We start from the raw sequence: 24,656 nt of genomic DNA, 5'->3' as shown, positions 1-24,656 counted from the left end.
TATCTAAAATTCAACTTTATTTAGCGAATTTTAATGCGTCTGTAATTAAAAATGCCAGTTCTTGAACTTGGTCAGCATTTAAACGTGGATCACATTGCGTTTTATAACGTTGTGATAAGTCAGCTTCACTTAACCCATACGCGCCACCTGTACATTCGGTAACATGTTGCCCCGTCATTTCAAAATGAACACCGCCAGCCCATGTACCTTCAGCTTTATGAACCGCAAAAAACTGCTGAATTTCTTTTAATACAGAATCAAAGTTACGTGTCTTATATCCATTGCTTGCTTTAATAGTATTGCCATGCATTGGATCCGAACTCCAAACCACGTGACGACCTTCTTCTTTCACTTTACGCACTAACGCAGGCAATTTACCTTCAAGCACATTTGCCCCCATACGCGTGATCAGAGTTAAACGGCCAGGCTCATTGTTTGGGTTTAATGTATCAATCAATTTGATTAATTCGTCAGGGTCCATTCCCGGGCCAACTTTCACCCCAATTGGGTTATTTATGCCTTTAAAAAATTCGATATGGGCATGATCGAGTTGTCGAGTACGTTCACCAATCCACACCATATGCGCTGAACAGTCATACCATTTACCGGTTAAATGATCACGACGTGTTAAAGCTTGCTCATAATTTAACAGTAGCGCCTCATGAGATGTAAATAACTGGGTTTCTTTAATAACTGGTGTCGTTTCAGACGTTAATCCAATTACTTTCATAAACTCGAGAGTTTCTTTAATACGATCAGCAAGATGTTGGTAACGTTCACGATTTGGATTGGAAGCAACAAAACTCATATTCCAGCGATTAACTTGGTGCAAGTCTGCTAAACCGCCCTGGGCAAAAGCACGCAACAAGTTTAAGGTTGACGCAGAATGATGATAAGCAGTCACTAATCTATTTGGATCTGGTTCACGGGCTTGTTCGTTAAATTCAAAACTATTGACGATATCTCCACGATAGCTAGGAAATGAAACGCCGTCGATTGTTTCTAAATCAGCTGAACGTGGTTTTGCGTACTGACCTGCAACGCGCGCAATTTTTGTAACTGGAACTTTTCCACCAAATGTAAGTACAACTGCCATTTGCAGCATAACTTTAAATGTATCGCGAATGTTCGCAGCATTAAAGTCTGAAAACGATTCAGCACAATCACCACCTTGCAAAAGAAAACCTCGACCTTCAGCAACATCGCCTAGCTGTTTTCTTAAATCACGTGTCTCTTCAGCAAAAACCAAAGGAGGAAAGCTATGAATTTGTTCCTCTACATTGTGCAGCAATGTTTGGTCTTTATAATTTGGCTGTTGTTGGATTGGAAATTGTCTCCAACTATCTGGTGTCCAGTTACTCACGTATATACCCTTTTATTTTGTCTTTATTTATTGTGTTACTATTAATTTTTAGAGATGGCTGATATCAAACCGTCACTAGCATCCTCAATTAGATCTAATACAAATTCAAAACCTGCAGCGCCACCATAATATGGATCGGGTACCTCAACAACGTCATTGTATTTTTCTGAAAACGCCAACATAAGTTTAATTTTCGATTGAAACTCTGCTGGGCACCGACGCTTCAGCGAAGCCAAATTGTCGTTATCCATTGCCAAAATTAAATCGTAATGCTCAAAGTCTTGTTCTTTTATTTTTCGTGAACTAATGTCCGAAAAATCGTAATTTCGTTTTTTTCCTGCAGCCACGGAACGCGGATCAGGCCTTTTACCCTCGTGATATGCAGACGTTCCTGCACTTTCGACGTCAATATATAATCCGATACTTTCTGCCTTCTGACGAAAGATGGCATGTGCTGTTGGTGAGCGACATATATTGCCTAAGCATACAAACAATACTGATGTAATTTTAGCGTCCGACATGTTGGTAGATCTTCCATTCATAAATAGCTAACTAAGCTGGCGTTACATTATTTTTAGTGCAACGGAAAAACCTTTATTGTCTTTGTAAAACGCATAATAACCGCGTAAAACCGTTAACCACTTTTGGTTTAGACTGCCATATAGACGGCCAAATTGAAACAGATAATTGGTACTTTTTAGAGCTAATATACTATTGATTATTGATCCCACTCACACCTGAATATAAAACCATCAAATTCTTACCTTCACCTGGAATACAAAACCAATTTAAGGGCAATTAACTCTGACTATTATTGCGCGAGTACCACAAATTCTTATCCGCAATAATTTATCCATGATAGAATTCAAAACCGTTTTAAAACGACCTTTTAGTTCTCTTTTAAGAAATGAGTCAATGTCTGAAGTTAAACAAATTTTAAAGCTCGCCTTACCTTTATTAGCAACCCAAATTGTCGTTAGTTTGATGTTTTTTACCGACACAGTAATGGCCAGTCGCGCGAGTCACGTCGACATGGCTGCGGTATCTGTAGCAACAGGTATTTGGAGTCCGATCGTTTTTTCTGTGCAAGGTTTATTAGTCGCAATTACCCCTGTTGTCGCTCAATTACTGGGCGCTAATAAAAACAGTTCTACTGCCGATTTAAAAGCATCCCTCAAACAAGGCGTCTATTTAGCTTTGTTTGTCTCCATCTTTGTACTGATTATTTTTCAATTTATTCACATTCCCATCGACAAACTCGAACTCGAAACGGTATTACATCAAAAGTCTTTGGGTTATTTAAACTATGTAATTTGGGGCATAGTGCCGACGTGTTTATTTTTTATCTATAGAGGGTTTTGTGAAGGCGTTGGTGCGACAAAACCAGCATTAATAGTTAGCGTTGTTGGGCTACTTGCAAACATCCCGCTTAACTATATTTTTGTATTTGGTGAATTTGGAATGCCTAAAATGGGGGCCGCGGGTTGTGGTCTTGCTACCGCAATTGTCAACTGGATTTCAATTATCAGCTTATTAATTTACTTTAAAGTTTCAAGAGTATTTAAACCTTATGCAAGCTTAGTCATTGGCAAACCCGACTTCTCTGCCATTAATAATTTAGTCAAAATTGGCACCCCCATTTCACTCGCTTTATTGTTCGAAAGCAGTTTATTTGCGTTTACCGCACTGTTTATAGCGCCTCTCGGTGCGATTGCTGTTGCAGGCCACCAAGTCGCGTTTAGTTATAGTAGCGTTGTTTTTATGGCACCGTTAAGCTTGGCGATGGCCGCCACAATCCGCATCGGTTATTTAAGGGGTCAAGGGGATTATTCAAAACTCATCCATTCGATTAAAACATGTTTTAACATTGCCTTTGTATTTGGTGCCATCGTAATGGTTATAACACTTTTATTGAATCAACAAATCATTGCTATTTATACAGACGAGCCGTCTGTGGTTTTATTGGCGAGTTCCATTTTAGTTATCGCTGCAATTTACCAATTACCTGACGCGATACAAGTGATGGCTGCGGGAGTTTTTAAAGGATTAAAGGACACTAAACCTTTATTCTACATTACCTTTATAGCTTATTGGCCAATGGGATTTGCACTAGGTTATACCTTAGGACGAACAGATATCCTTGTACCCGCGATGGGAGCAGAGGGGTTTTGGATAGGCATAGTGTTTGGGTTAACGGCAGCGTCTGTAATGTTTCTAATTAAGCTTAGATGGACCCTACGCAGTTTAAAGCAACAGCTTAGTAAGCCCCAAATGCCGGAAAACTTCGTTTAGTTATTAGAAATTAAATAACTTAGTAAAATCCATAGAAAAAAATGCCAGTCCGTTAATTACTGAAGGACATAGTAAACCCTTTGTAATTAGCTAAGTTAATCAGAAACAAAAAAGGCATAGAGCGATGTGTTTACTCTATGCCTTGATTTACTTTTGACATTAATTTTTAATGCATTTCAAATATTTAAATAACTTCGCCCTATTCATCTTGCAACGTCATTAACGATGTATTACCACCTGACGCTGTAGTATCAACACTTACGGTCTTCTCTGTTACTAATCGCGTAATTAGGTTGTCATTAAACTCCGCGGTGATAGTTGGTAAAATAGCACCTTCACGTTCAGACAACCATGTTGCTACTAACTTGCGTCGCTGACAGTTTGACTGCATTACCACACCCGCAAGTTGCTCTTCTTTTAACAGTGCCTGCAAGTGATTTAGTTTAGCTATTTGTAAAACACCTTCAGGTGCATCCGTAAGTAAAAACTTGTTTCTAAATGCCGCAGCCTTATCATAAAAGATATCTGACACTACAGTGATAACTGTATTACCTGTTGCGAGCGCGGTAATAATTGCAAGTACCCAGTAATGAAACGTCACTTGGCAATCAGCGAACACCACTACATTACCACGAGGTTCTAAATACAATGTATTAGATTCTCCTGTTGGCCCAGGCAATATAGTTGGACGTTTTAATTTAGATTCAATATCGATTAACTGCTCTCGGGCAATTAATAGCGTGTTGTTTAAATCATCGGCAAAATTGTCAATACTGTCTAGTTTTGAAATCTCAGCGAGTAAACGTCGCACAAAAGAGATACGGTCATTTAACGGCGTTAAGCGCCATTCTTTTTCTACACGACTTGCATTAGCCATAAAATCGGTCGCTTCGGCAGCTATTTTTTCGTCCGACAATAGCGCTTGGTCATTATTTAAGTTGGTACTTAACTCCACTTCAACGTTTTCTTTCATCAAACGTTGTAGATAATTTGGGCCACCTGCTTTTGGTCCCGTCCCCGATAAACCTCGACCGCCAAATGGTTGAACTCCAACAACGGCCCCAATCATATTGCGATTAACATATACATTGCCCGCTCGTGACAATTTAATTATTTTTTCCGCTCGACGTTCAATTCTTGTATGGATCCCCATGGTCAAGCCAAACCCTGTTGAGTTTACTTTATCAATGACGGATTCAATTTCACTTGCTTTGAAACGAACAACATGAACACAAGGCCCAAATACTTCTTGTTTAAGTACATCAATACTGTCAATTTCGTACAAACGAGGTGCAAAAAAGTGACCTTTATCAGCTGAACTAGACAACGGACATTGGTAAATTAACTTACCATTTTTCTCCATATAATCGGCATGATTTTGTAACGCCGTTAGTGCTCTAGTATCAATGACTGGCCCAACGTCGGTACCCAAAAACTGGGGGTCACCAACGTGTAATTCTGCCATTGCGCCTTTGATCATTCTTATCATATTGTCTGCAATATCTTCTTGTACAAACAAAACTCTAAGCGCAGAACAACGTTGTCCAGCACTTTGGAAACCACTTGCAATAACATCGTCTACAACTTGTTCTGGCAACGCGGTAGAATCGACAATCATGCAATTTTGACCACCGGTCTCGGCAATAAGCGGAACTTGCTCATCACCGCGTTTGGACAAAATTTGAGAAATCAATGTTCCTGTTTGTGTTGAGCCGGTGAACATTACCGCTGCGATACGTTCATCTGGTAACAAAGTATCACCAACATCTCGTCCAGCAGCAATTACCGCCTGAACAACCGATTTCGGCAGACCACAAAGTTCCATTAATTCAATTGCTCTTAATGCAATCAAACTTGTTTGCTCTGCTGGCTTAGCAATAACGGTATTACCCGTAACAATAGCAGCAGCAACTTGCCCTAAGAAAATAGCCAATGGAAAGTTCCACGGGCTAATACACAACACGACACCACGTGACGTTAATCGAGTGTCTTCACTAAGTTGCTCTGCTTGTGCTGCATAATAGCGACAAAAATCCACGGCCTCTCTAACTTCATCAACGCTATCTGCTAGAACCTTCCCTGCTTCTTTAATACACAAGGCATAAAGTTCGTCACTATGTTGTTCTAACATGTCGGCGGTTTTGCGCAAAATGTCTGCGCGCACCTTAACAGATGTTTTAGACCATGACTCAAAGGCAGTTTGTGAACGCTCGAGCATATGCTCCATATCCACTTTTGTATTGACTTGACTCCAACCAATCACTTCAGACAAGTTCGCTGGATTGGTAACTGCCACTAAGTCATCATTTTTGTTCTGTTGTACTAGCTGCTGATTAAGTTCAAACCAGCTTACAAGGCTGTTTTTAAGCGGCGTTAGTTGGTTAATATCTGTGACATCGAAACCAATGGAGTTATCTCGCTCTTCGCCAAACATCTCAATAGGTAATTTAATTTGTTTGTTGTATTTAGACGCCGTACGCTTAATTTTCTCAACAGGATCTTCCAATAACTCTTCCACTGGACGATCAACGTCAACGATGGCATTTACAAATGATGAATTAGCGCCATTTTCTAATAACCGGCGAACAAGATAAGCAAGTAAGTCTTCGTGGTAACCAACAGGTGCATAAACACGGCATTGAATATAATCCATTGTTACGATTTGGTCGTAAAGTGTATCGCCCATTCCGTGTAAACATTGGAACTCAAAACCTTTCTTATCCTCACCGGCTAGTTCAATAATCACTGACGCTGTGTATGCATTATGGGTTGCAAATTGCGGATAAATGGTATCTCTGTACGACAAAAGTTTATTAGCACAAGCGTGGTAAGAAACGTCTGTACTGGCTTTGCGAGTAAATACCGGAAAATGTGACATGCCGTCTTTCTGGGCATTTTTTATTTCACTATCCCAATAAGCGCCTTTAACAAGACGAACCATGAGTTTACGTCCAACATTTTCAGTTAGTTGACGTAACCAGTCTATGACATAGATAGATCGCTTCTGATAAGCTTGCACCGCAAGGCCAAATCCAGCCCATGTGCCAAGATCACTGTCAGAAAATACGGCTTCAATTACATCAAGTGATATATCCAAACGCTCCGATTCTTCAGCATCAACAGTTAGGCTTATGTCGTATTGCTTTGCTAATAAACACAACTCTTTTAATTTTGGGACAAGTTCCGCCATCACGCGTTCGCGATGCGTAAATTCATAGCGAGAAAAAATTGCAGATAATTTAATAGAAATGCCTGGGCTTTGGCGTGGACCTTTATTGCCAGCCGCCTTGCCAATCACGTGGATCGCATTTTTGTATGAATTAAAATAGCGTTGCGCATCGTCAGCATTTCGAGCGCCCTCGCCCAACATATCATACGAGTAGACATATCCTTTCTGTTCTTTAGATTGAGCTCTAACCGTTGCTTCTTCAATCGTTTCACCCATCACAAACTGTTTGCCCATGATCTTCATTGCAATATTCATGGCTTTTCTGATAACCGGCTCACCAAAACGTCCTAGTGAACGTTTGATAATGCCAAAATGTTTATGCAGATTTTTATCAGAGTACTTAACCATAGAACCGGTAACTAACAGTCCCCACGACGATGCATTAACAAAAAGAGAATCGCTAGCACCAAGATGCGCACTCCATTTACCTTGTGTTAATTTATCGCGTATAAGCTCATCTTGAGTTGCTTTGTCAGGCACGCGTAATAGTGCTTCAGCCAAGCACATTAATACAACACCTTCCTCCGACGATAATGAATATTCATTTAACAAGGCGTCTATACCGCCACTGCCTTCAGATTCTGCTCTGATCTGTAGAACCATTTTACGGGCACGTTCCCATGCTCGGGTTTTCGCCCGTAAATCAACCTCAGCTAATGGCAAAATATGCGCAACAGCTTCGTTTTCTTCAATTCGATAAAAATCGCGGATTTTTTGACGAATTGGACAAGTCGCTGCTAAATTTTCTGAAAACAACATAGGACGGCCTCTAATCTGAATACCATTAATAACCACTTTAGTTATGAATGTGTTTAGTGAATTTTCCGCATTCTAATTCAGCAATTTTAACAAGCGTTAACGAATTATATTAAGGCAAAATCATTAGAAATATTTATGCCAGAGGTGATTGATTTTTATCGTTATTACAATGTCTAAATTAACCGTGAAGCCTTTATTTGTAGGCGTCACGTTAATTTTAGGCAATCTGAGTTAAGAAAAACTAATTAGTAAACGAATGAAATTTTAGCGCCAATAAGACACAGTATCACCAATAGCCTTTGCTTTTTTAATTGGTGTTGGTATAGCAGGTGTGCCTAAATACAAAAAACCCACTATCTCATCTTGAGATTGCAAGTCAAATGCGGTTCGTACATTGTCATCAAAAGCAAAACTACCGGTGCGCCAAATGCCGTTATATCCTTGGGCAAATGCGGCCATTTGCATATTTTGAACAGCACAAGCTGTTGTCGCTATTTGCTCAACTCTCGGTACTTTTTCGTGTTCTTTATAACGCATAATAGCAACAATAATCATAGGTGCGCGGTAACACATTTTTTTTGATTTTTCGATGACGAGTTCTTCTCGATTCGCAGCCACGGCAGCATTTGTAAATATATCGGTGAGTCGGTCTAAACCTTTACCAGTGCATACGACAAACTCAAATGGTGTTAGGTTGGCGTGATCTGGAGCTCTCAAACCCGCATTTATGATGTTGTCTAAAGCCTTGCCCTCTGGTGCCGGAGCATCAAGACGGGCAAAGGAACTTCGTGTTAGCAATAACTCTAGTGCATCCATTAAATATCTAAACTTATTAAGTGAATTTAAACAGGATAGTACGTAATTCCCATTAAGTTTTAAAGTGATAGATACGAACTAAAATTAACTTTTTGTTTTGTCTACCAAACCCGTTAGATAATGGTCAATACTGGTATATTTACCACCACCAAAAACAAGTAAAACCAGTAACATAATAAAATACGTTGCCGCAAACTCGATGCCGTTGTTTAGAATAACAAATGATCCGCTACTCGATAACCAATCATAATGACCGTGCTCCTGTATTATCTCTATCGCTTTTTGTTTCTTTTCTACAGAGGCCATTATTTGCTCATTTAGAAATAGAGTTCCGTCGGCCAACCAGCTAGACGGATCGGCAATGGCCAGCCACCCATTTTGCCAATGAGCGGTTTTAGCAGCAACAAACATCGTTATTAAAAGTGGTATTGAAGTTAACCGTGTGAGTAAGCCGAACAGTATAAAAATCCCGCCTAGTAATTCAGCAGATATCGCTAAACTTGCCATTAAATCCGGAAACGGTAATCCTAATCCCCATTCATTATTACCAAACCATGCTGAGGTCTGATCAAACGCTTGAAATTTAGTCCAGCCAGCTTGGATAAGGACGGGAGCCAAGTATAATCTGATAAATAAAAGCGGCAAACCATCTGCCAGAGATAAGCGCTCAACAAAATTTTTATAAGTCGAATATATTTTCAAAATACACCTTTGCTTTCTAATATTTATTATTGGTTAGTAATAAGAACGATGTTTTTACGGTTTTATTTCTAGTGAGACAAAAAATAATTTTCTGGGACTAAAAAGTAAAAACGACTACTCACGTAACGGAACAATATCTAGTTTAGTGATAAAAAGGTAAACTGCGTCTAATTTATTTTCTATTGGTATACACATGTCAGCAATCATTATTAAAAATGACCGAGTTAAAGCGGTCAAACGCAAACACCCTTGGATTTTCTCTAAAGCAATTAAAGAAGTCATCGGTGATCCGCAATTAGGCGAAACCGTCGATCTTTTAGATGAAAATAACAAGTGGTTAGCTAAGGCGGCCTACTCTCCGCACTCACAGATCCGAGCGCGCATTTGGAGTTTTGAGCAGAACCAAGAAATCGACATCGATTTCTTTAAAGCTAAAATTGAACGAGCTTTATTTATTCGACAACCGATGATCAAACAAGCTCAAACAACCGGTTATCGTCTACTCTGTGCAGAGTCAGACGGAATTCCAGGTTTAACCGTTGATGTTTATAACACTACGCTTGTTTGCCAAATCTTAAGTGCGGGTGTTGAAGCAAATAAAGACATAATCGTCGAAGCCCTTAAGACGGTATTCCCTGATCATGTCATTTATGAAAGAAGCGACGTCGATGTGCGTCAAAAAGAAGGTCTGAAAAACCGTCGCGGCGAGATCTTTGGCAAATTGCAGTCACCTATCATTATTGAAGAAAACGGCATTAAGGCGTACGTAGACGTTGAAAATGGACATAAGACAGGTTTCTATTTAGATCAACGAGATAATCGAAAAACATTAGAAAAATACGTTGAAGGTAAAACGGTTCTAAATTGTTTTAGCTATACCGGCACGTTTGGGTTAACCGCTCTTAAAGGTGGTGCAAAACATGTTACACAAGTAGATATGTCACAGTCGGCGCTAGATATTGCGGCTAAAAACATTGACTTAAATAATTTTGACCAAGCTAAAGTTTCTCTTGTAAAACATGATGTCTTCAAACTATTAAGAAAGTACCGCGAAGAAGGTACAAAATTCGATGTAATCATCATGGATCCGCCCAAATTTGCGGAAAGTAAAGCGCAATTACGAGGCGCATGTCGTGGTTATAAAGACATTAATATGATTGCTATGCAGTTGCTAAACCCGGGTGGCATCATACTCAGTTTCTCTTGTTCAGGATTAATGGAACCATCTTTATTCCAAAAAATTCTGGCCGATGCTGCATTAGATGCAAAACGCGATATGGTCTTTATCGAAAAGCTTTCACAAGCTCAAGACCATATAATTAGCAGTGTGTATCCTGAAGGTTACTATTTAAAAGGCTTTGTCGCACAAGTATTCTAATTACTCATCGAGCGCAAATTCGTGAATATCACCACTACCGGTTACAAGCCGGTAGTGTTTTAACATTCCTTTTTGATCTAACTCAACAACACCTGCAGCAGAACTACTCACTAAATGCCTTCCATTTAAATGTTTAAACGCATTATCCTGTGTTTTTAAGGGATGATGATCAACCGCTAACTTTCTTCTTTTGGTAAAAATGTTAAGCAAACTGTATTGCGAATAGAGAAATCTATCTATGTAATCAAAGAACTTAAGTAATTTTTGAGGAAATTCATTTTTAAATCCCGAACATGTTAGTTGCCATATCTTGTCGGTACTTGAGCTAAAACGTCTTTCCGCTGAAAAACAAAACGAATAGTGAACATCGCCCGACAAAATGATTATCTCATCAGGCGCATTATCGTGGCGCATCATACTCATCAATTTACGTGCAGAGCCCTGATGAGCCATCCAATTTTCAACATCAACTAACAATTCTTGGCCTACAAGTTCACAAGCTTTTTGTACGACTTCAATTGCTTTAACACCAAAAACGGGCGCCGCCGACACAACAAGTATAGAACCAAACGATTCATAAAGTTGATCTTCAAGCTGCTCAAGTGACCTCCAGTCCATTAACCCACTTGGATTTTTAGCGGACGTCTCACTACGCCACCGTTGCGTACGCGTATCTAGTACTGCAATTCTAGGCGATGTTTCAACAACATAATCCCATTGATTAAAATCTAGGAGTTGCTCAGTGAGTTGTTTATTCGCAAAGTCTTTTTTCAGCGCGAGGGATCTAAGTTTTTCTATTATGGGGTCTAGCCGTTCAGGGTTATTGCCCCAACCTTGGAATAAACAATAAGACAACAAACCATCACTTATCATGTGCTTGGTCACAGTATTGCCATAAATATGTGATTCCCAATCCGCTGTTAAGTTCCAATCATCGGTGATGTCATGATCATCAAATATCATTAAAGTTGGTACGTTAGCGACAACCGCTTCAAATCGGTCAAGTTCCTCAATAAATTGTTTTACGGTATGTAACTCTTCAAGGTATTTTTTTTGCTCTAATCCAGAAAAATCACCAGCTGCAAGTTCCACTTCATCCATGACCAATTGCCAACATGTCGTCGACCAGGTGAGTAGATAGGTCGCAAAAAATTCATCTAATGTAATTAAATGGTTTTCATGAAATCGTGCAGAAATAATGGTTGAGCCATGCCAAAAATTTTGCCACCGACTTAAGCCTTCTTTTTGCGGTAATAGCTGATGTCGTTTATTTACTGACTTTTGCCATTCTAATGCAGTTCTTGGTAGCGCATCTGTGTAGTGAGTAGCGGAATACAACTTCAACTTTTTAGACAGTAACTGAGCGCCAATCAACATTGGTGCACTTACATCGTCAGCGTAGATTTGATCGCCCGCCATAATTAGATAATCAGGGCGAGACAGCGTGCCATCTTGAAGTTTGGCATAAATCCCAGCAAAAGCGTCTTTCGCAATATGGTCAGGTTTACGACATGAACCTTGGATAACCGAACTCATCGTTTGGTTATAACAAAAACTTGGTCTGGTTCGACTTAAACTTAAATGGGATAAATCATATACATGACCGCTATCATCATCTTTGAGCTCATATTCGATATCAACACCATTCGGCCAGGCGTCTTCATATGTTGGAATAAGTCTAAATAACGCGATTGTCGCACTCTCACCTATCTGGATCCATTCTACTGAACACTCAGTATCTAATAATTTGATTTGCTCTAAATATAAATTCAATGTCAGGTTACGGCGTTTGTCCATGACCAACCATATCAGTAACTCAGATGACAACAGACGTCGCAGTATAGGGCCGCATAAAATAGAAGGGTTTACTGACAAATTTATTTTCCTTTTAATAAAATAAGGGGGATCGCTATTGGGCCTAAAATTAAACCAACCAAAAAGCCCCACAACCAATTTAGACCTTTATATTTTGCTAACAACATACCTACAATCGCAAAGATAAATGAAGCTAAAACAATGATATACATAACGCTTTAGCCCCTTAATTAAAAGTAATGTAAGAAAATCAGTTTTAGTCGTTTGACTAAGTGTATCGTGTTAAAACGAGAATTAAATCGTAAAGGTGTATTTAAATTGCAAAAATTTGTAAAAAAATTGTTACCGAGTTAACGATCTTCAACTATTGTTTTTATAACAAGAACAACTTCTTAAGAGTGCACTTAATTTATGTCTGAGTATAGACCCTGTAGTTATGTTTCGGAGGACAAACAAAAGTGTAAAGAAAAGGATTTAGGCACTGGATTCTGTTTTTGGCATGACCCAATAATAGACAAAACCGGAATGGAATTGAGTGAACGTTTAGAAGCCTTTGCCTCGAGTGGTGGCTTATTACAGGGAATAAGACTAAAACGCGCCAACTTATTCCACGTTAATTTAGTGCGCCCAGACTCCCCTATCGGTTATGACATGCGCAGTGCCGACCTTTATCGCGCGAATATGCAAGAAGCCCATTTGTTTAATTTGGATTTAAGTGGTGCTTCGTTAATGAAAGCGAACCTCAACGAAGCCAATCTGCATTGTGCCAACCTACACAATTGCAACTTATTAGGCACCAAACTCCATGGCGCTCGGTTAGATAACATAAAAATTGGTGACTTTGTTCAACAAGAAGCAATCGCAGATTCTTTTGATAAAAAAGGGTTAAGGGAAGAAGCGGCTGACCACTATGAACAATCGGAAGAAATATATCGAAACTTAAGAAAATCAGCTGAGTCCGACGGTCTATTGGGCCTCGCGGGGCACTGTGCCCATAAAGAACTTACCATGCGACGTAAGCAGTTTCCTAAGTTTTCTAAAGGACGGATAATATCAAAAACGGTGGACCTATTTTGTGGATATGGCGAACGTCCCATGAATGTCATTTCATTTTCACTCGCCCTGATCTTTGTCTGCGCCCTGCTATTCTTTATCTTTGGTGTCCAGGCCAACGAAGGCATTATTAAGTTTTCAACAGAAAATTCACTCGCGTCGAATCTTTCGGACTTTTTCTCGACCATTTATTTTAGCGTCGTAACATTTACAACATTAGGTTATGGCGACATACAGCCGGTAGGATTTTCGCGACTCATCGCAGCAGTAGAAGCTTTTATTGGTAGCTTTGCGCTCGCACTTTTTGTGGTGGTTTTTGTCAAAAAAACCACCCGTTAATTAAACCAAAAGATATACTAGCTTAGTTGATTGACCAACATTTCCGCTAGTCCAGAGTAACGATGGGTTGTTCTATTTATCGCGGAACGCAAACTGGTTTCAGTGGCCAGTAATGAAAAATTGATTTTGGAACGCGTTAGTCCAGTGTAAACAATTTCCCTTGAAACTAACGATGAAGACTCATCTTCCGCTGGGAGTATCAGTATACTATGGTCAAATTCCGAACCCTGACTCTTATGCACTGTCATCGAATAAACACTCTCATGACCTGGTAACCTTTGGCAATGGAATTTAGAGAATGCAGACTTTCCGACTTGAAAATACGTCATTAATAACCCCGAAACCGGGTCAATGAGTTGAATCCCAATATCACCATTATATAATTTCAAATTATACGCATTTGTTGCAATCATAATTGGCCGACCAACATAATGTTGCTCTTTGTTGGGCACTAACGATTTTTGGATTAATCGTCTATGAACACGCCTATTGAGAGATTCAGTACCAAATTCTGATTTACGGACACAACATAACACCTGTAATTGATATAACGTTTTAAACACCTCGGGGATCAATTTGGCCTCATTTTCAATTGTTAATGTTGCCGCCAATCTATGGATATTAGAATAATGTTCTGTAACTAACTCAACTACTTTATCAATTTCAGCGTGTGGCTGACGATACCAATTTAACGACTGTTCATTTGCTGTATCCGCTAAAAAAGTAGCATTGACGCTATTAAAGTCACCAACGTTAATTGCCGCTGCGAGTTGCCCTATCGAACTTTCTGCACCAAACCGAAAACTCTTTTTTAGTTCAACAAGGTAACGTAAAGACAATTGGTTTTGAGCAATGTAAAAATCGGCTAACACATTACCAGCCTCTACAGAGGCTAATTGTTGTCTGTCTCCGATCAATATCACTCGGCAGTTTAACGGCAACGCATTAAATACTTTTGCCATTAATGTGACATCAATCATAGAAGCTTCGTCAATAAGCAATATGTCGAGTCGCAATAAATTATTATGATCATGTTTAAATTGCCCGTTGCCTCGGGAGCCCATTAATCGATGGACTGTAGAGGCCGAAACTGGAACCTGAGCCGCAAGTTCGTCTTCAATATCTAGAGAACCTAATGCTCCTTTAATAGACTCTTCAAGTCGTAACGCTGCCTTACCTGTCGGCGCGGTAATTGCGATTTTTAATTTTCCCTTTCCACCTAAGATCTGATGATCAAATAGAATTCCGGCAAGTAACTTAACCACGGTTGTCGTTTTGCCAGTGCCGGGACCGCCGCTAATAACTGAAAACTGAGACTGAAGAGCGTTTGTGACTGCGACTTTTTGCCAATCTACAACATTGTCGTTTTCTTTATTTTCATCGCTGCGCTTAAACATGCTTTCGATAAAGCCTAAAGTACGTGGCGTAATATTATTTTCTGCTTGATCTTCATCTGCGCTTTCAAGCTTATTGTTTGATAGCTTAGGTGCTCGACCTAACATCTTAGTAATTTTATTTGCAATACAATGTTCAGCGATAAAATAACGGTGCAAGTAGAATCGGTTTTGCCACAAAACAAATGGCTTAATAACCTGTTGTGCAGTACTTAGCGAACTAATGTCGTCAATATTTTGAACAAAGTCTGTTTCACCTCTAACGGTATCGAGCCAAATTTGGTGATCGGGTAGCACAATGTTAAGTTCAAGAATGTCGCTTATCGCTAACCAGCTACTAATGATTTTTCTATCAATATAGATACATGAATGTTGTTTTAACATTGCGTCCATTACAAACGCCGCTAAAATCGTTAATAGGTTCCTACTCGAATCTCCCTCGGTTTGTTTATTTTGACTTAAGTGTTCATCAAATATCATATTAGCGAAGTGTTTACAGACCGACTCAATTTTGCCGTTTGCGACCAACTCAGTTAACAAATGTGCGACGGGAGTCTGATCAAATTTAAGAATTGATTTATCGGTTGAGCCTATTTCCATAAAGGAGCCGTTATCATTTATCAACGTATTGCTATTTGTTCTTAATAAAAAATTCATTGTTAAAACCCAAATCCTTTTTGTGACCATAAACCTTCATCGACAATTTTAACATCCGTTCCAGCTGACTTTGACTCGCCAGTATCGGCATTTTGCGCTAAGTCGTGTTGCGCTACATCGTGTTGTTTTAGGGCATTATCAAGATATTGAATTACGTCATAATTCACTTCAAATTTGTATACGCCAGTGTCATCTTTTTCATCCATCCCACGGACATATAAATACACAGCACCACCTATATGTAAGTCGTAATTGTAATCCGTTAAACGTGTAGCTAAAAAGCGATGTAACGCTAAGAGATAGATCAGCGCTTGTAAGTGATAATGATGGTCAATCATACTTTCAAATAGCTTGGTTTGGTCATAATCTTGAAGTTCAAACCCTAAAAAATTGGATTTGTAGTCCACTACATAAAACTTTTCTTCGTGTTGGACAACAACGTCGACAAACCCTTTAACAACGCCTCTAGACACTGAAAACATTGAGCCTTTCATTTTGTTACTCAATTGTTCTAACCCTAACATTGATAACGCGTTACCAAAAATAGACATATCGAGGCCACTAAAATCAAAGTAAAACTCCAATTCATTAATAAATTTATTAGGTGCCAATTGAGATAAAGAAAAACCAGCTTTGGGATTTAAAATTACATTTTGCAACCATTGTTCTACCGTCTCAACCCACTCTAAAGATATTGAAAATTTAGTTAACCCGTCAATGATAACCTGGGTCTGTGCAGACATTGGTTGTTGAAAATCAACATGCTCTAAAATCCAATGGATACAGGTTCCCGCATTAGCGCCTTTTGGAAAATGAAACTGATTAAAAACCCCTTCTGGTGCGACAAGGATATCATTAGATTCACTTTCTTCTGTTTCGTTAACCCCCCTAGTTTCAAATAGAACATCAGGCTCAGATTTAATGACGTCGCTATGACTTGCATGACCAATTTGGTTACTCATCATAGAATAACTTATGATCCGCCAGTCATGTTTTTTAGGTGGGTTATAATGATTAAATACCATCGAAGCTTCATCGCTATTCTTAGGCATCAACAATACTGGTGAAGATTTAAACGCGTCATGAACCTCAGAAACAGTTACTTTTTTATATACAACCCCAGCGGTTTGATTATTAGTAACCTGCTTTGACATTGCAGTAAAATAATCACTGATCCGCTCATCAATGTTCGATTGTTCTTCACGGCCAAATAGCAATTTATAAATCGCGGTTTGATGCAGTTTAAACTGTCTGTTTACAACGTTAAACATGCCAATAACGACGCGATAAATCGGCCTTGTTAAACTGACATACAGTAATCGTATATCTTCTGCCATGCGCTCTTGTTCTGCGTATTGCAGTTCAATAAGTCTATTATCGGCCCTAAAATAGGTGGTATTGTCCTTTTCCGAGGTATAAATAGCTTGTTTACTTAACATTGCATTGCAGATAAAAGGCAAATACACATAAGGATACTCCAGACCTTTAGACGCATGATATGTCACTATTTTTATCAAATTTGAATCCGACTCTAGTCTCAGTACTTTTTCATCGTTTGATTCATTTGATACATCCATCGAGATTTGCTGTTCGAACCACAATAAAAGCTTTTCAATACCAGCATGCTGTTTCTGTTGCGTTTGTAATATTTCCAACAAATGGCGTAAGTCGGTTACGTGTCGGTTGAAGTCATTGACTCTCGATGACCATTTTGAATAGCTTTCAGCGCAAAACATTAAATGTTCGACACTGCTCGTAATATTGCCCCTTTGCAGTTCAACTTGAGCTTCGAAAAACCAATTGAGCTTTTCTTGCCATAGATTTGGGTCGTGTTGAAATGTGAGTAAGTCTTCTACTGAGTATTGAAAAAGCTGAGTCGCCAGTGCGGTTTTTACTTTTTGTTCGTTGTTCGGCGCTGCAATTGCCACGAGTAAAAGATTTAGGTCCTGAGCAACTTTACTACTAAAAATACTATCACGGCTCAGGTACACGGAATCTAAGCCAAGTTGACTCAAGCTATTTTTTATAATTTTGGCTTGCGGACGACTACGAACCAAAATACAAATATCACCTGTGGATACCGCTTTTGGATCATCAGGTCCCTTATGTTTATGTCCGTTTAATAAATTAACAATATCGACGGCACACCATTTGGCCATGAGATCATAACCTTGTGTGCTTGCTATAGTTGTTTTATCGCCCTCTTTGGTTGATGACGTTGATTTGTTTTTATTTTTATCTTTAGCTTCCTCAGCGTTAATAATTGCTGTGTCGTCGGTATTGTTTATATTTGTTTCCGAATTACCACTATCTTGCTGTTCATCAACAACTAAATGACATACTTCAAACGCCGCTTGGTCGTGGTCAATTGGGGCTTGTTGTGAGTCAAATGAGCGACCGGAATCAACAGAGACAAAGGGAATTGATTTATGCTCAAATTGTTCTGGGCTATGTTCAAATATATAATTTACTGATTGAATTAACTCAGGGTGTGAGCGCCAATTTTTATTCAAAGTAAAATGACGTTCCGGCACGATGTCGTGTTTTGCCCGAATATACGTGTAAATATCTGCGCCACGGAACTTATAGATCGCTTGTTTCGGATCGCCAATTAAAATCATATTAGCGGCCGACTCACCCGCTTCTCTTTCAGGCTCAAAATCGGTTTTATAAATCGTAGAGAATATTTGATATTGAACTGGATCCGTATCTTGAAATTCATCGATAAATGCCAACGGATACGAATTTCTTATTACCTTAACTAAAGCGTGCTGTTCGTCATTTTCTAATGCGTTGGCTAAGGACGTTAACAGGTCATCCGGTGTGATCGTTTGTTGCTGTGAGTTTGATTGACTCGCAAGTCGTTCAATACTATTTTTTGCGTGTGTTAACCAGTAACCTTTAAAAGCTGAGCCACAAAAAGACTCATCTAATGCGATTAGTTGTTCGATTAAAGCGATAATTTCGTGCTCTAAACAGGGATGACCTTTTTTGTAATTACTTTGCTTCCCAAAAACCTCCTGACCCCAAACTGACCACCTGTCTTTATCGGTAAACTCTGGGTAAGCGATATCGCCCGCTAAAAACGGTTCTAAACTAGCTAATCGCGTAACGGCTTTTCGCTTTGCAATCATTCCAGAGCTTAAAATAATGTCACTAAAATTACAGTCATTCCACAGTGTACGGATTTTTTCTGTTAGACCAACTAATGTAGCAAGTTGGCTCTGGTAACCTTCCTCATCCAACGTTGGGTTAATTAAAATCCGTTTACCAAGAACATTTGAAATATTGTTATATAAAGCCTCAGGTGTCGCCCAGTTTTCTGAAAATAATCCAAATTCAATAGAGGTCAGCGTTAATACTTCACGACGCCAAAAATCATAAAGCGCTTTATCTGTAGTCGGTTTGCTGTCTAAGTCCATTTCTTTGTCAAAATCAGATTGTGTTTCAAACGCAAACTGGTTTAAGCACCGTTGACAATATCCATGAATCGTAAAGATAGACGCTTCATCTATAAGTACTATGGCTTGTTGAAGCTGAGTATACGCCCGTAAACTAGCCGCTTCTGACGCCATATCATATTGCTGTTGGCACTTTAGTTGATACAAGGAAATGACCGCAATTAGATTAGGATCAGCTTTTGTTTTTTCGCTAGATTGACTAGAGATTAGATAATGTTGCGCCTCAATTAACTTATCTCTGATCCTATCTTTAAGCTCTTTTGTTGCAGCATCGGTAAAGGTCACCACTAAAATTTTCTGAATTTCAATTGGGCTCAATTCACGTTCGGGGTCTATGAGCCCCAAAATGGCCCTAAGATATAATGTTGTAATAGTATAAGTTTTACCGGTGCCTGCACTCGCTTCGATTAGGCAATTTTGATTCAGCACTAAAGAGAGTGGATTAAGTACGTTCATTTAAAGGCTCTCCACTGGCGCTTGATTAATGTGAGAAATATAGTGCTTTAACCCTCTAACTCCACAACCCATTCCTATTTCTAACATGGGCAATAACATTTTATCCGCTAAAGCAAAAAACTCAGGCGTGAAATCATCAAGCTTGGTAAATAAACGCCAACTGTAACTATCTATAGCAATTGTAGCTGCAGAGCTGCCCTCTGCAATTGCATCCATCAATACGCTTTCAAGTTCTTGTGGTGAAACATCTTTTTTACGTTTCTGCAGCCATAAAAGTGCGGTTTCCGGGTGCCATTTCAACAAACGTTGTTGGTCCATTGAATAACAATAAAGTCGCAACCAGTCATTTAACATCTGTGCACTGTACGCTTTACTAAGTGCAGGGAAACCATGCCATTTAGGTGACGTACCTTCTATCCCATAAACCACTGACTTAATTTCAAAGCCACTGGCATTTATCACTAAATGGTTAATCCAACAACTAATAATATCAACCGTTCTTATTCGTCCAGCTCTGAGTTGCACGTTTTGACCTGCGAGCAAATGGTAATCAGCTTCTAGGGTAATATTACCGTTACCAAACGCTGGTTTATATTCAATTGAAAGTGGTGTTGATTGAATGTTATCGCCTTCTTCAATCTCAACTACCTGATGCAATCCAGACGTATATTTTTCGTTATTTGCACTATAATTTTTATAAAGTCGTTGTCCCCATTCGTCCGACGGAAACTGACCATTTTGTAACATAAGCGTTTTACTTGGTAGTTGTTGATTAAGTGCAGCTTCAATAAATTTAAGATTCATTGTGTATTTAGTTAGGCCGTTGTGACTAAAGTTTTCAACCTCTGTTAAAGTATCTGTATAGAACTCATATCGAACATCTAATTGTTGACGATAAAACGCTTTGATTGGATTGCGACAAAATTCAATAAACTGATCAATATTAATTTCACTGTCGTTAGCATTCGCGCTGTATTGAAACCAGTTCTCCAAATTTGAATGGTCAGAGGTCAAAGGCGACGATGTAAGTTCCTCCCCATTGTTTTCAGCATGTGCTGCTTTTGCTACATCAAACCACTGTTTATGGTAAGAATTTTGCAAATTACTCTGTGTTGATTGCGTATAATATTCGCTATCAAATGGTTGTAATCTATGGATATATTCAAAGCTATCCGTTAGTTTTTGTTGCTTGTTTGTTGGTAAATATGATTGACACAAGTAATCTTTAAACTCATTTAACAACACTGAAGGAGGCACCATTTCATTATTTTTGAGAGAAATACCCACATAACTTAAATAAAACACGTCTCTGGCTGAGCACAATGCTTCTAGCAATAAATAGCGGTCATCCCATTTTCTCGAACGATCGCCTTTTTTAGGCGAACATAACGAGACTAAGTCAAAACTAATTGGGTCAACGTTCCGAGGGTACTCACCTTCATTTAAGCCTAATACACAAACAACTTTAAATGGCACAGATCGCATTGGCATTAAGCTACAAAAGTTTAGCTTACCCGCTAAAAATCGCTGCGTTACCCCATCTTCTTGTAAAAAAGTATCAAAATGTCGGTGAATAATTTTGTAACTCACTTTTTGATCAAGACGTAACGTATTAGAGAAGTCCTTGAGTTTGTCATTGACGTCCCGAATAGCCATTAATACGTTTTGTTCAATTTCATCGAGTGTGTCTAAGTCAAAACTATACGCCAATAGCTCAGTTATATAGTGATGCCACTGTTCAGGGGTTTTAGCCGCGTCTAATTCAACTTGTAACGTTACAACAAACTGGAAAAAATCAATTAGCTTACCCAGTGTTTTCGCTTGCATACCTTCTATTTCTGAAAAAGAAACAATGTCATGCCATAGTGCATCTTCACCTACGGATATGCCGAGCAACATTCGCTTTAAACCGCTTTGCCAAGTATTCATATCTCTATTTGGCATTTGCCATTTGGTTTTATGCTGTCCAGATATTCCCCATTTAATCTGACAACCATCAACCCACCTGCGAATAAGATTTAAATCATCTTGGTCAAAACTGAATAAACGACTCATAAAAGGAACTTCAATAAGGTCCAATATTTCAATGATGGTAAATCGTGATTCAGGCAGTAGGAACATATCAACAAATGCTGTGAGTGATGGACTTAGATCGTGACCGCTGCGGTCCGCAACTGTATACGGAATGTACTTTGCACCTTGGTGTAACCCACCAAAAACACTTTCTATAAACGGGCTATAAGCATTAACATCTGGCATCATCACGAGTATGTCACTCGCTAATAACCCCTCGTTCTCAGCTAATAAATGAAGCAAGTTATCTTTTAATACTTCCAGTTCACGTAAACGACTATGGCAAATATGAACTTGTATTGATGTATCGTCTTGAGGCCAAACTAATTTGCCCAGCTCTGAATTTAGCTCTTGAGGCGTCAACGGGACCTGACTGTCACGATATTCCAAATTTAGAATGTCATGCTGAATTTTATGTAAAACTGATCTAGTGGCTTGATCAGCTTGGTCAATAAAGATGTCATATACTTCAACATTTCTATTGGTTAGCAAATCCAGATAATCTTTACCAACTTTTCCCCAACTGGCCAATAATGGGTTGCCAACAATATAATATTGGTCATGTAATTCACTATTAATCTTAACTATGTTTTGTTGTTGACTTGTCAATCGGGCAGCAAGTTTAGGGCTAATAATATCGCCCCAGTATAGTTGACAAGGATTAAACCAATAAACATCAATTTCAATGTTTCTCGCGAGCGCTTCCAGTACTTCTAGCTGTTGCTCAGGTAACGTTGAAATACCAAATACACTTACCCTAGCACCAACCATCGCCTGAATTGTTGCCTTATCGGCTTGCGCTAACCAATTTAACAACACCTTTTGCATTTCCGCTCGGTGTAATGCAGGAATGTTGTCCACATCGTCATAATCTGCTTTTACGTATCGAACAACTTCTCGCCACAATATGGCCTGCCACGCGTGTTGTTCTATATCGATATTGGGTTCTGTAGGTGGTAAATCATTATTGCCTTCCTGCCAGTGCGTTAACCAATGAGGTCGGTACATTAAGTAATTGTCGAGCACATCAGCTATTTTTTCGGCCAGTTGAAACAATCTAAGTTGATAAAAATGTTCACTTCCATTACTTGTATCAATTTTAGCACTTTCCAAAAAGTGGCTCAGAGCGTTAAATTCTGTCTGGGTTAAAAACTGGGGTAATAATTTAAACAATATCCAGGTCATTCGGTCTTTATTAAATGGACTTTGTTCTGGAATATCTGGCATGGTTTTTTGATAAAGTCGCCAAATAAAGCTACTCGGTAACGGAAACGCCAAATTTGCTGCTATACCATTTGATTTTGCGATTTCTAGTTTAAGCCACTGCGCCATGCCGGGGCTTTGCACTAAAATCGTATCCGGGGTTAGTACAGAATCTAAGGCATTGTCACTCATTTGTTTTGATAAAATGGTGACGAGAGCTTCAAGTCGATTAGATTGAAAAACATTCAGCATGAAAACAAGATCTTCGTTGTATCCTAGTTATCGCTTAACTCTAATTCAAATTGACTTGGTTTTCAGTGATTAATTTAAACTATTAAAAAGACCGTATAACTTTTATACGGGTAATTCCAAGAACAAGAATTAATTACACTGCACTGTGCCACCAAATGCCCATATTTTGATAGCAATCGATACTATCGAGCAACATATGAACCATTAAGCCGACCCCAATCCAACGTACTCTTTTAAAAAATAACAAAACACCATAAAGCAAAATAAAATAAAGCTTATGGAATGGATGAAAACCTATTGAACAACGGTTTGGGTCGTAGATCGGATCCGCAACGACATGGTCAATATCAACAACCATCGTTAACATCATAATGAGTAGTGGTTTTTGCCATTGTTTTGGTGCAAAAATTAAAGCAATGCAGCACGGCACTAGAAAGTGTAAAAATAAATGAAAAATAGTTAGCTCCTAGCTACAATTTAATAGACTTATATTTGCGATTCTAATGACTTACAGGCATCATCTCCACCATAAAACATTAGCATCGTGATTAAATTCTATGAAAATTATTTCTTTTAATATAAATGGCGTTCGCGCTCGAATTCACCAACTAACTGCGCTTATCACTAAACACAATCCAGATATAATTGGCTTGCAAGAAACTAAAGCACATGATGAAGTTTTTCCATTCGACGATATAACTGCTCTTGGATACTATCCTATAGTACATGGCCAAAAAGCTCATTATGGTGTGGCTATGTTAGTTCGCCAAGACTTAGTTGAACAGATCATCAGCGAAGATAAAGGCTTTTCGACAGATACAGAATTGCATCAAAAAAGAATGGTATCAGTGACGTTAAATACGCCCAAAGGCAATAAGTTAACAGTAATGAATGGCTATTTCCCACAGGGTGATAACCTTTCACACGAGACTAAATTTCCGTATAAACAGCAGTTCTATAAAGATTTAATGAACCACTTAGAGACCTATCAATCGCCCACGGAAAACTTGATTGTTATGGGCGATATAAATATTTCTCCAACAGATTTAGATATCGGAATTGGCGAAGTAAACCGCAAACGTTGGTTAAAAACTGGAAAATGCTCATTCCAACCGATTGAGCGCGAATGGCTCAGTGACCTTTTAAATTGGGGTTTTACTGATACGTTTAGGCAACTGCACCCAGATACTACAGAAAAATACAGCTGGTTTGATTATCGTTCTAAGGGATTTGATGACAACCGAGGCCTTAGAATAGATGTGATCTTAGCAACAAAATCGTTGACGGATACTCTAGTTGGATCAGATATTGACTATGAACTGCGCGGTATAGAAAAACCTTCTGACCACGCACCAATTTGGTCAACGTTTGAAATTTAAACTAAATTTAGCAATAAAAAATTGAGAAAAGACAT

The 24,656-nt window shown here is 38.9% G+C and carries 15 protein-coding genes; 4 read left to right on the top strand and 11 right to left on the bottom strand.

What is annotated here, in order from left to right; genetic code table 11:
* Positions 1-16: 16 nt before the first annotated feature.
* Positions 17-1,363 (bottom strand): class II 3-deoxy-7-phosphoheptulonate synthase, encoded by a 1,347-nt coding sequence (locus tag KO525_RS05950; protein ID WP_215962876.1) that lies wholly within the window; start codon positions 1,361-1,363, stop codon positions 17-19.
* A 41-nt stretch (positions 1,364-1,404) separates the two neighbouring features.
* On the bottom strand, positions 1,405-1,884 hold the full coding sequence (locus KO525_RS05945; RefSeq protein ID WP_215962875.1) for a low molecular weight protein-tyrosine-phosphatase: 480 nt from the start codon (positions 1,882-1,884) through the stop codon (positions 1,405-1,407).
* Between the two features lie 394 nt (positions 1,885-2,278).
* On the opposite strand from KO525_RS05945, the gene KO525_RS05940 reads away from it, so the two are divergent.
* Positions 2,279-3,655 carry an MATE family efflux transporter gene (locus KO525_RS05940; protein ID WP_215962874.1) on the top strand — a complete coding sequence of 459 codons (1,377 nt, stop codon included), beginning with the start codon at positions 2,279-2,281 and terminating at the stop codon, positions 3,653-3,655.
* A gap of 199 nt (positions 3,656-3,854) precedes the next feature.
* Here KO525_RS05940 and putA read toward each other — a convergent pair whose 3' ends face one another.
* From putA to KO525_RS05925, 3 genes are all read right to left on the bottom strand, one after another.
* Positions 3,855-7,643 carry a bifunctional proline dehydrogenase/L-glutamate gamma-semialdehyde dehydrogenase PutA gene (gene putA / locus KO525_RS05935; RefSeq protein WP_215962873.1) on the bottom strand — a complete coding sequence of 1,263 codons (3,789 nt, stop codon included), beginning with the start codon at positions 7,641-7,643 and terminating at the stop codon, positions 3,855-3,857.
* Between the two features lie 264 nt (positions 7,644-7,907).
* Positions 7,908-8,459, bottom strand: coding sequence for an NAD(P)H nitroreductase (locus KO525_RS05930; RefSeq protein ID WP_215962872.1), 552 nt, complete (start codon positions 8,457-8,459; stop codon positions 7,908-7,910).
* An 84-nt stretch (positions 8,460-8,543) separates the two neighbouring features.
* The gene (locus tag KO525_RS05925) at positions 8,544-9,155 is read right to left on the bottom strand and encodes a DoxX family protein (RefSeq protein ID WP_215963047.1); all 612 of its coding nucleotides are present in this window, start codon (positions 9,153-9,155) and stop codon (positions 8,544-8,546) included.
* A gap of 199 nt (positions 9,156-9,354) precedes the next feature.
* Between KO525_RS05925 and KO525_RS05920 the strand changes: the two genes are divergently transcribed.
* On the top strand, positions 9,355-10,539 hold the full coding sequence (locus tag KO525_RS05920; RefSeq protein ID WP_215962871.1) for a class I SAM-dependent rRNA methyltransferase: 1,185 nt from the start codon (positions 9,355-9,357) through the stop codon (positions 10,537-10,539).
* On the opposite strand, the gene KO525_RS05915 is transcribed toward KO525_RS05920, so the two are convergent.
* Together KO525_RS05915 and KO525_RS05910 are read right to left on the bottom strand one after the other, a co-directional pair.
* Complete coding sequence (locus KO525_RS05915; protein WP_215962870.1) at positions 10,540-12,414, bottom strand: metallophosphatase; 1,875 nt, start codon at positions 12,412-12,414, stop codon at positions 10,540-10,542.
* Between the two features lie 2 nt (positions 12,415-12,416).
* Complete coding sequence (locus KO525_RS05910; RefSeq protein ID WP_215962869.1) at positions 12,417-12,566, bottom strand: hypothetical protein; 150 nt, start codon at positions 12,564-12,566, stop codon at positions 12,417-12,419.
* A 199-nt stretch (positions 12,567-12,765) separates the two neighbouring features.
* On the opposite strand from KO525_RS05910, the gene KO525_RS05905 reads away from it, so the two are divergent.
* Entirely contained in the window at positions 12,766-13,746 is a 981-nt protein-coding gene (locus tag KO525_RS05905; protein ID WP_215962868.1) for an ion channel, read from the top strand.
* A gap of 17 nt (positions 13,747-13,763) precedes the next feature.
* On the opposite strand, the gene recD is transcribed toward KO525_RS05905, so the two are convergent.
* The 4 genes from recD to KO525_RS05885 all read right to left on the bottom strand — a co-directional run bounded on the left by recD (position 13,764) and on the right by KO525_RS05885 (position 23,699).
* A complete protein-coding gene (recD, locus tag KO525_RS05900) occupies positions 13,764-15,797 on the bottom strand; it encodes an exodeoxyribonuclease V subunit alpha (protein ID WP_215962867.1) in 2,034 nt (677 codons plus the stop codon).
* 2 nt (positions 15,798-15,799) lie between these two features.
* Positions 15,800-19,714, bottom strand: a complete 3,915-nt coding sequence (gene recB, locus KO525_RS05895; RefSeq protein ID WP_215962866.1) for an exodeoxyribonuclease V subunit beta — start codon at positions 19,712-19,714, stop codon at positions 15,800-15,802.
* Positions 19,715-23,242 (bottom strand): exodeoxyribonuclease V subunit gamma, encoded by a 3,528-nt coding sequence (recC, locus tag KO525_RS05890; RefSeq protein ID WP_215962865.1) that lies wholly within the window; start codon positions 23,240-23,242, stop codon positions 19,715-19,717.
* Positions 23,243-23,375: 133 nt separating this feature from the next.
* Positions 23,376-23,699 (bottom strand): DUF6122 family protein, encoded by a 324-nt coding sequence (locus tag KO525_RS05885; RefSeq protein ID WP_215963046.1) that lies wholly within the window; start codon positions 23,697-23,699, stop codon positions 23,376-23,378.
* A gap of 100 nt (positions 23,700-23,799) precedes the next feature.
* Here KO525_RS05885 and xthA point away from each other — a divergent pair, with 100 nt between their 5' ends.
* Entirely contained in the window at positions 23,800-24,621 is an 822-nt protein-coding gene (gene xthA / locus KO525_RS05880; protein WP_215962864.1) for an exodeoxyribonuclease III, read from the top strand.
* Positions 24,622-24,656: the final 35 nt, after the last annotated feature.

The organism is Psychrosphaera sp. B3R10, assembly GCF_018861025.1.
Taxonomy (GTDB): domain Bacteria; phylum Pseudomonadota; class Gammaproteobacteria; order Enterobacterales; family Alteromonadaceae; genus Psychrosphaera; species Psychrosphaera algicola.
Note: the sequence above shows the minus strand (reverse complement) of the source record. Positions and strands in the feature narration are given on the sequence as shown.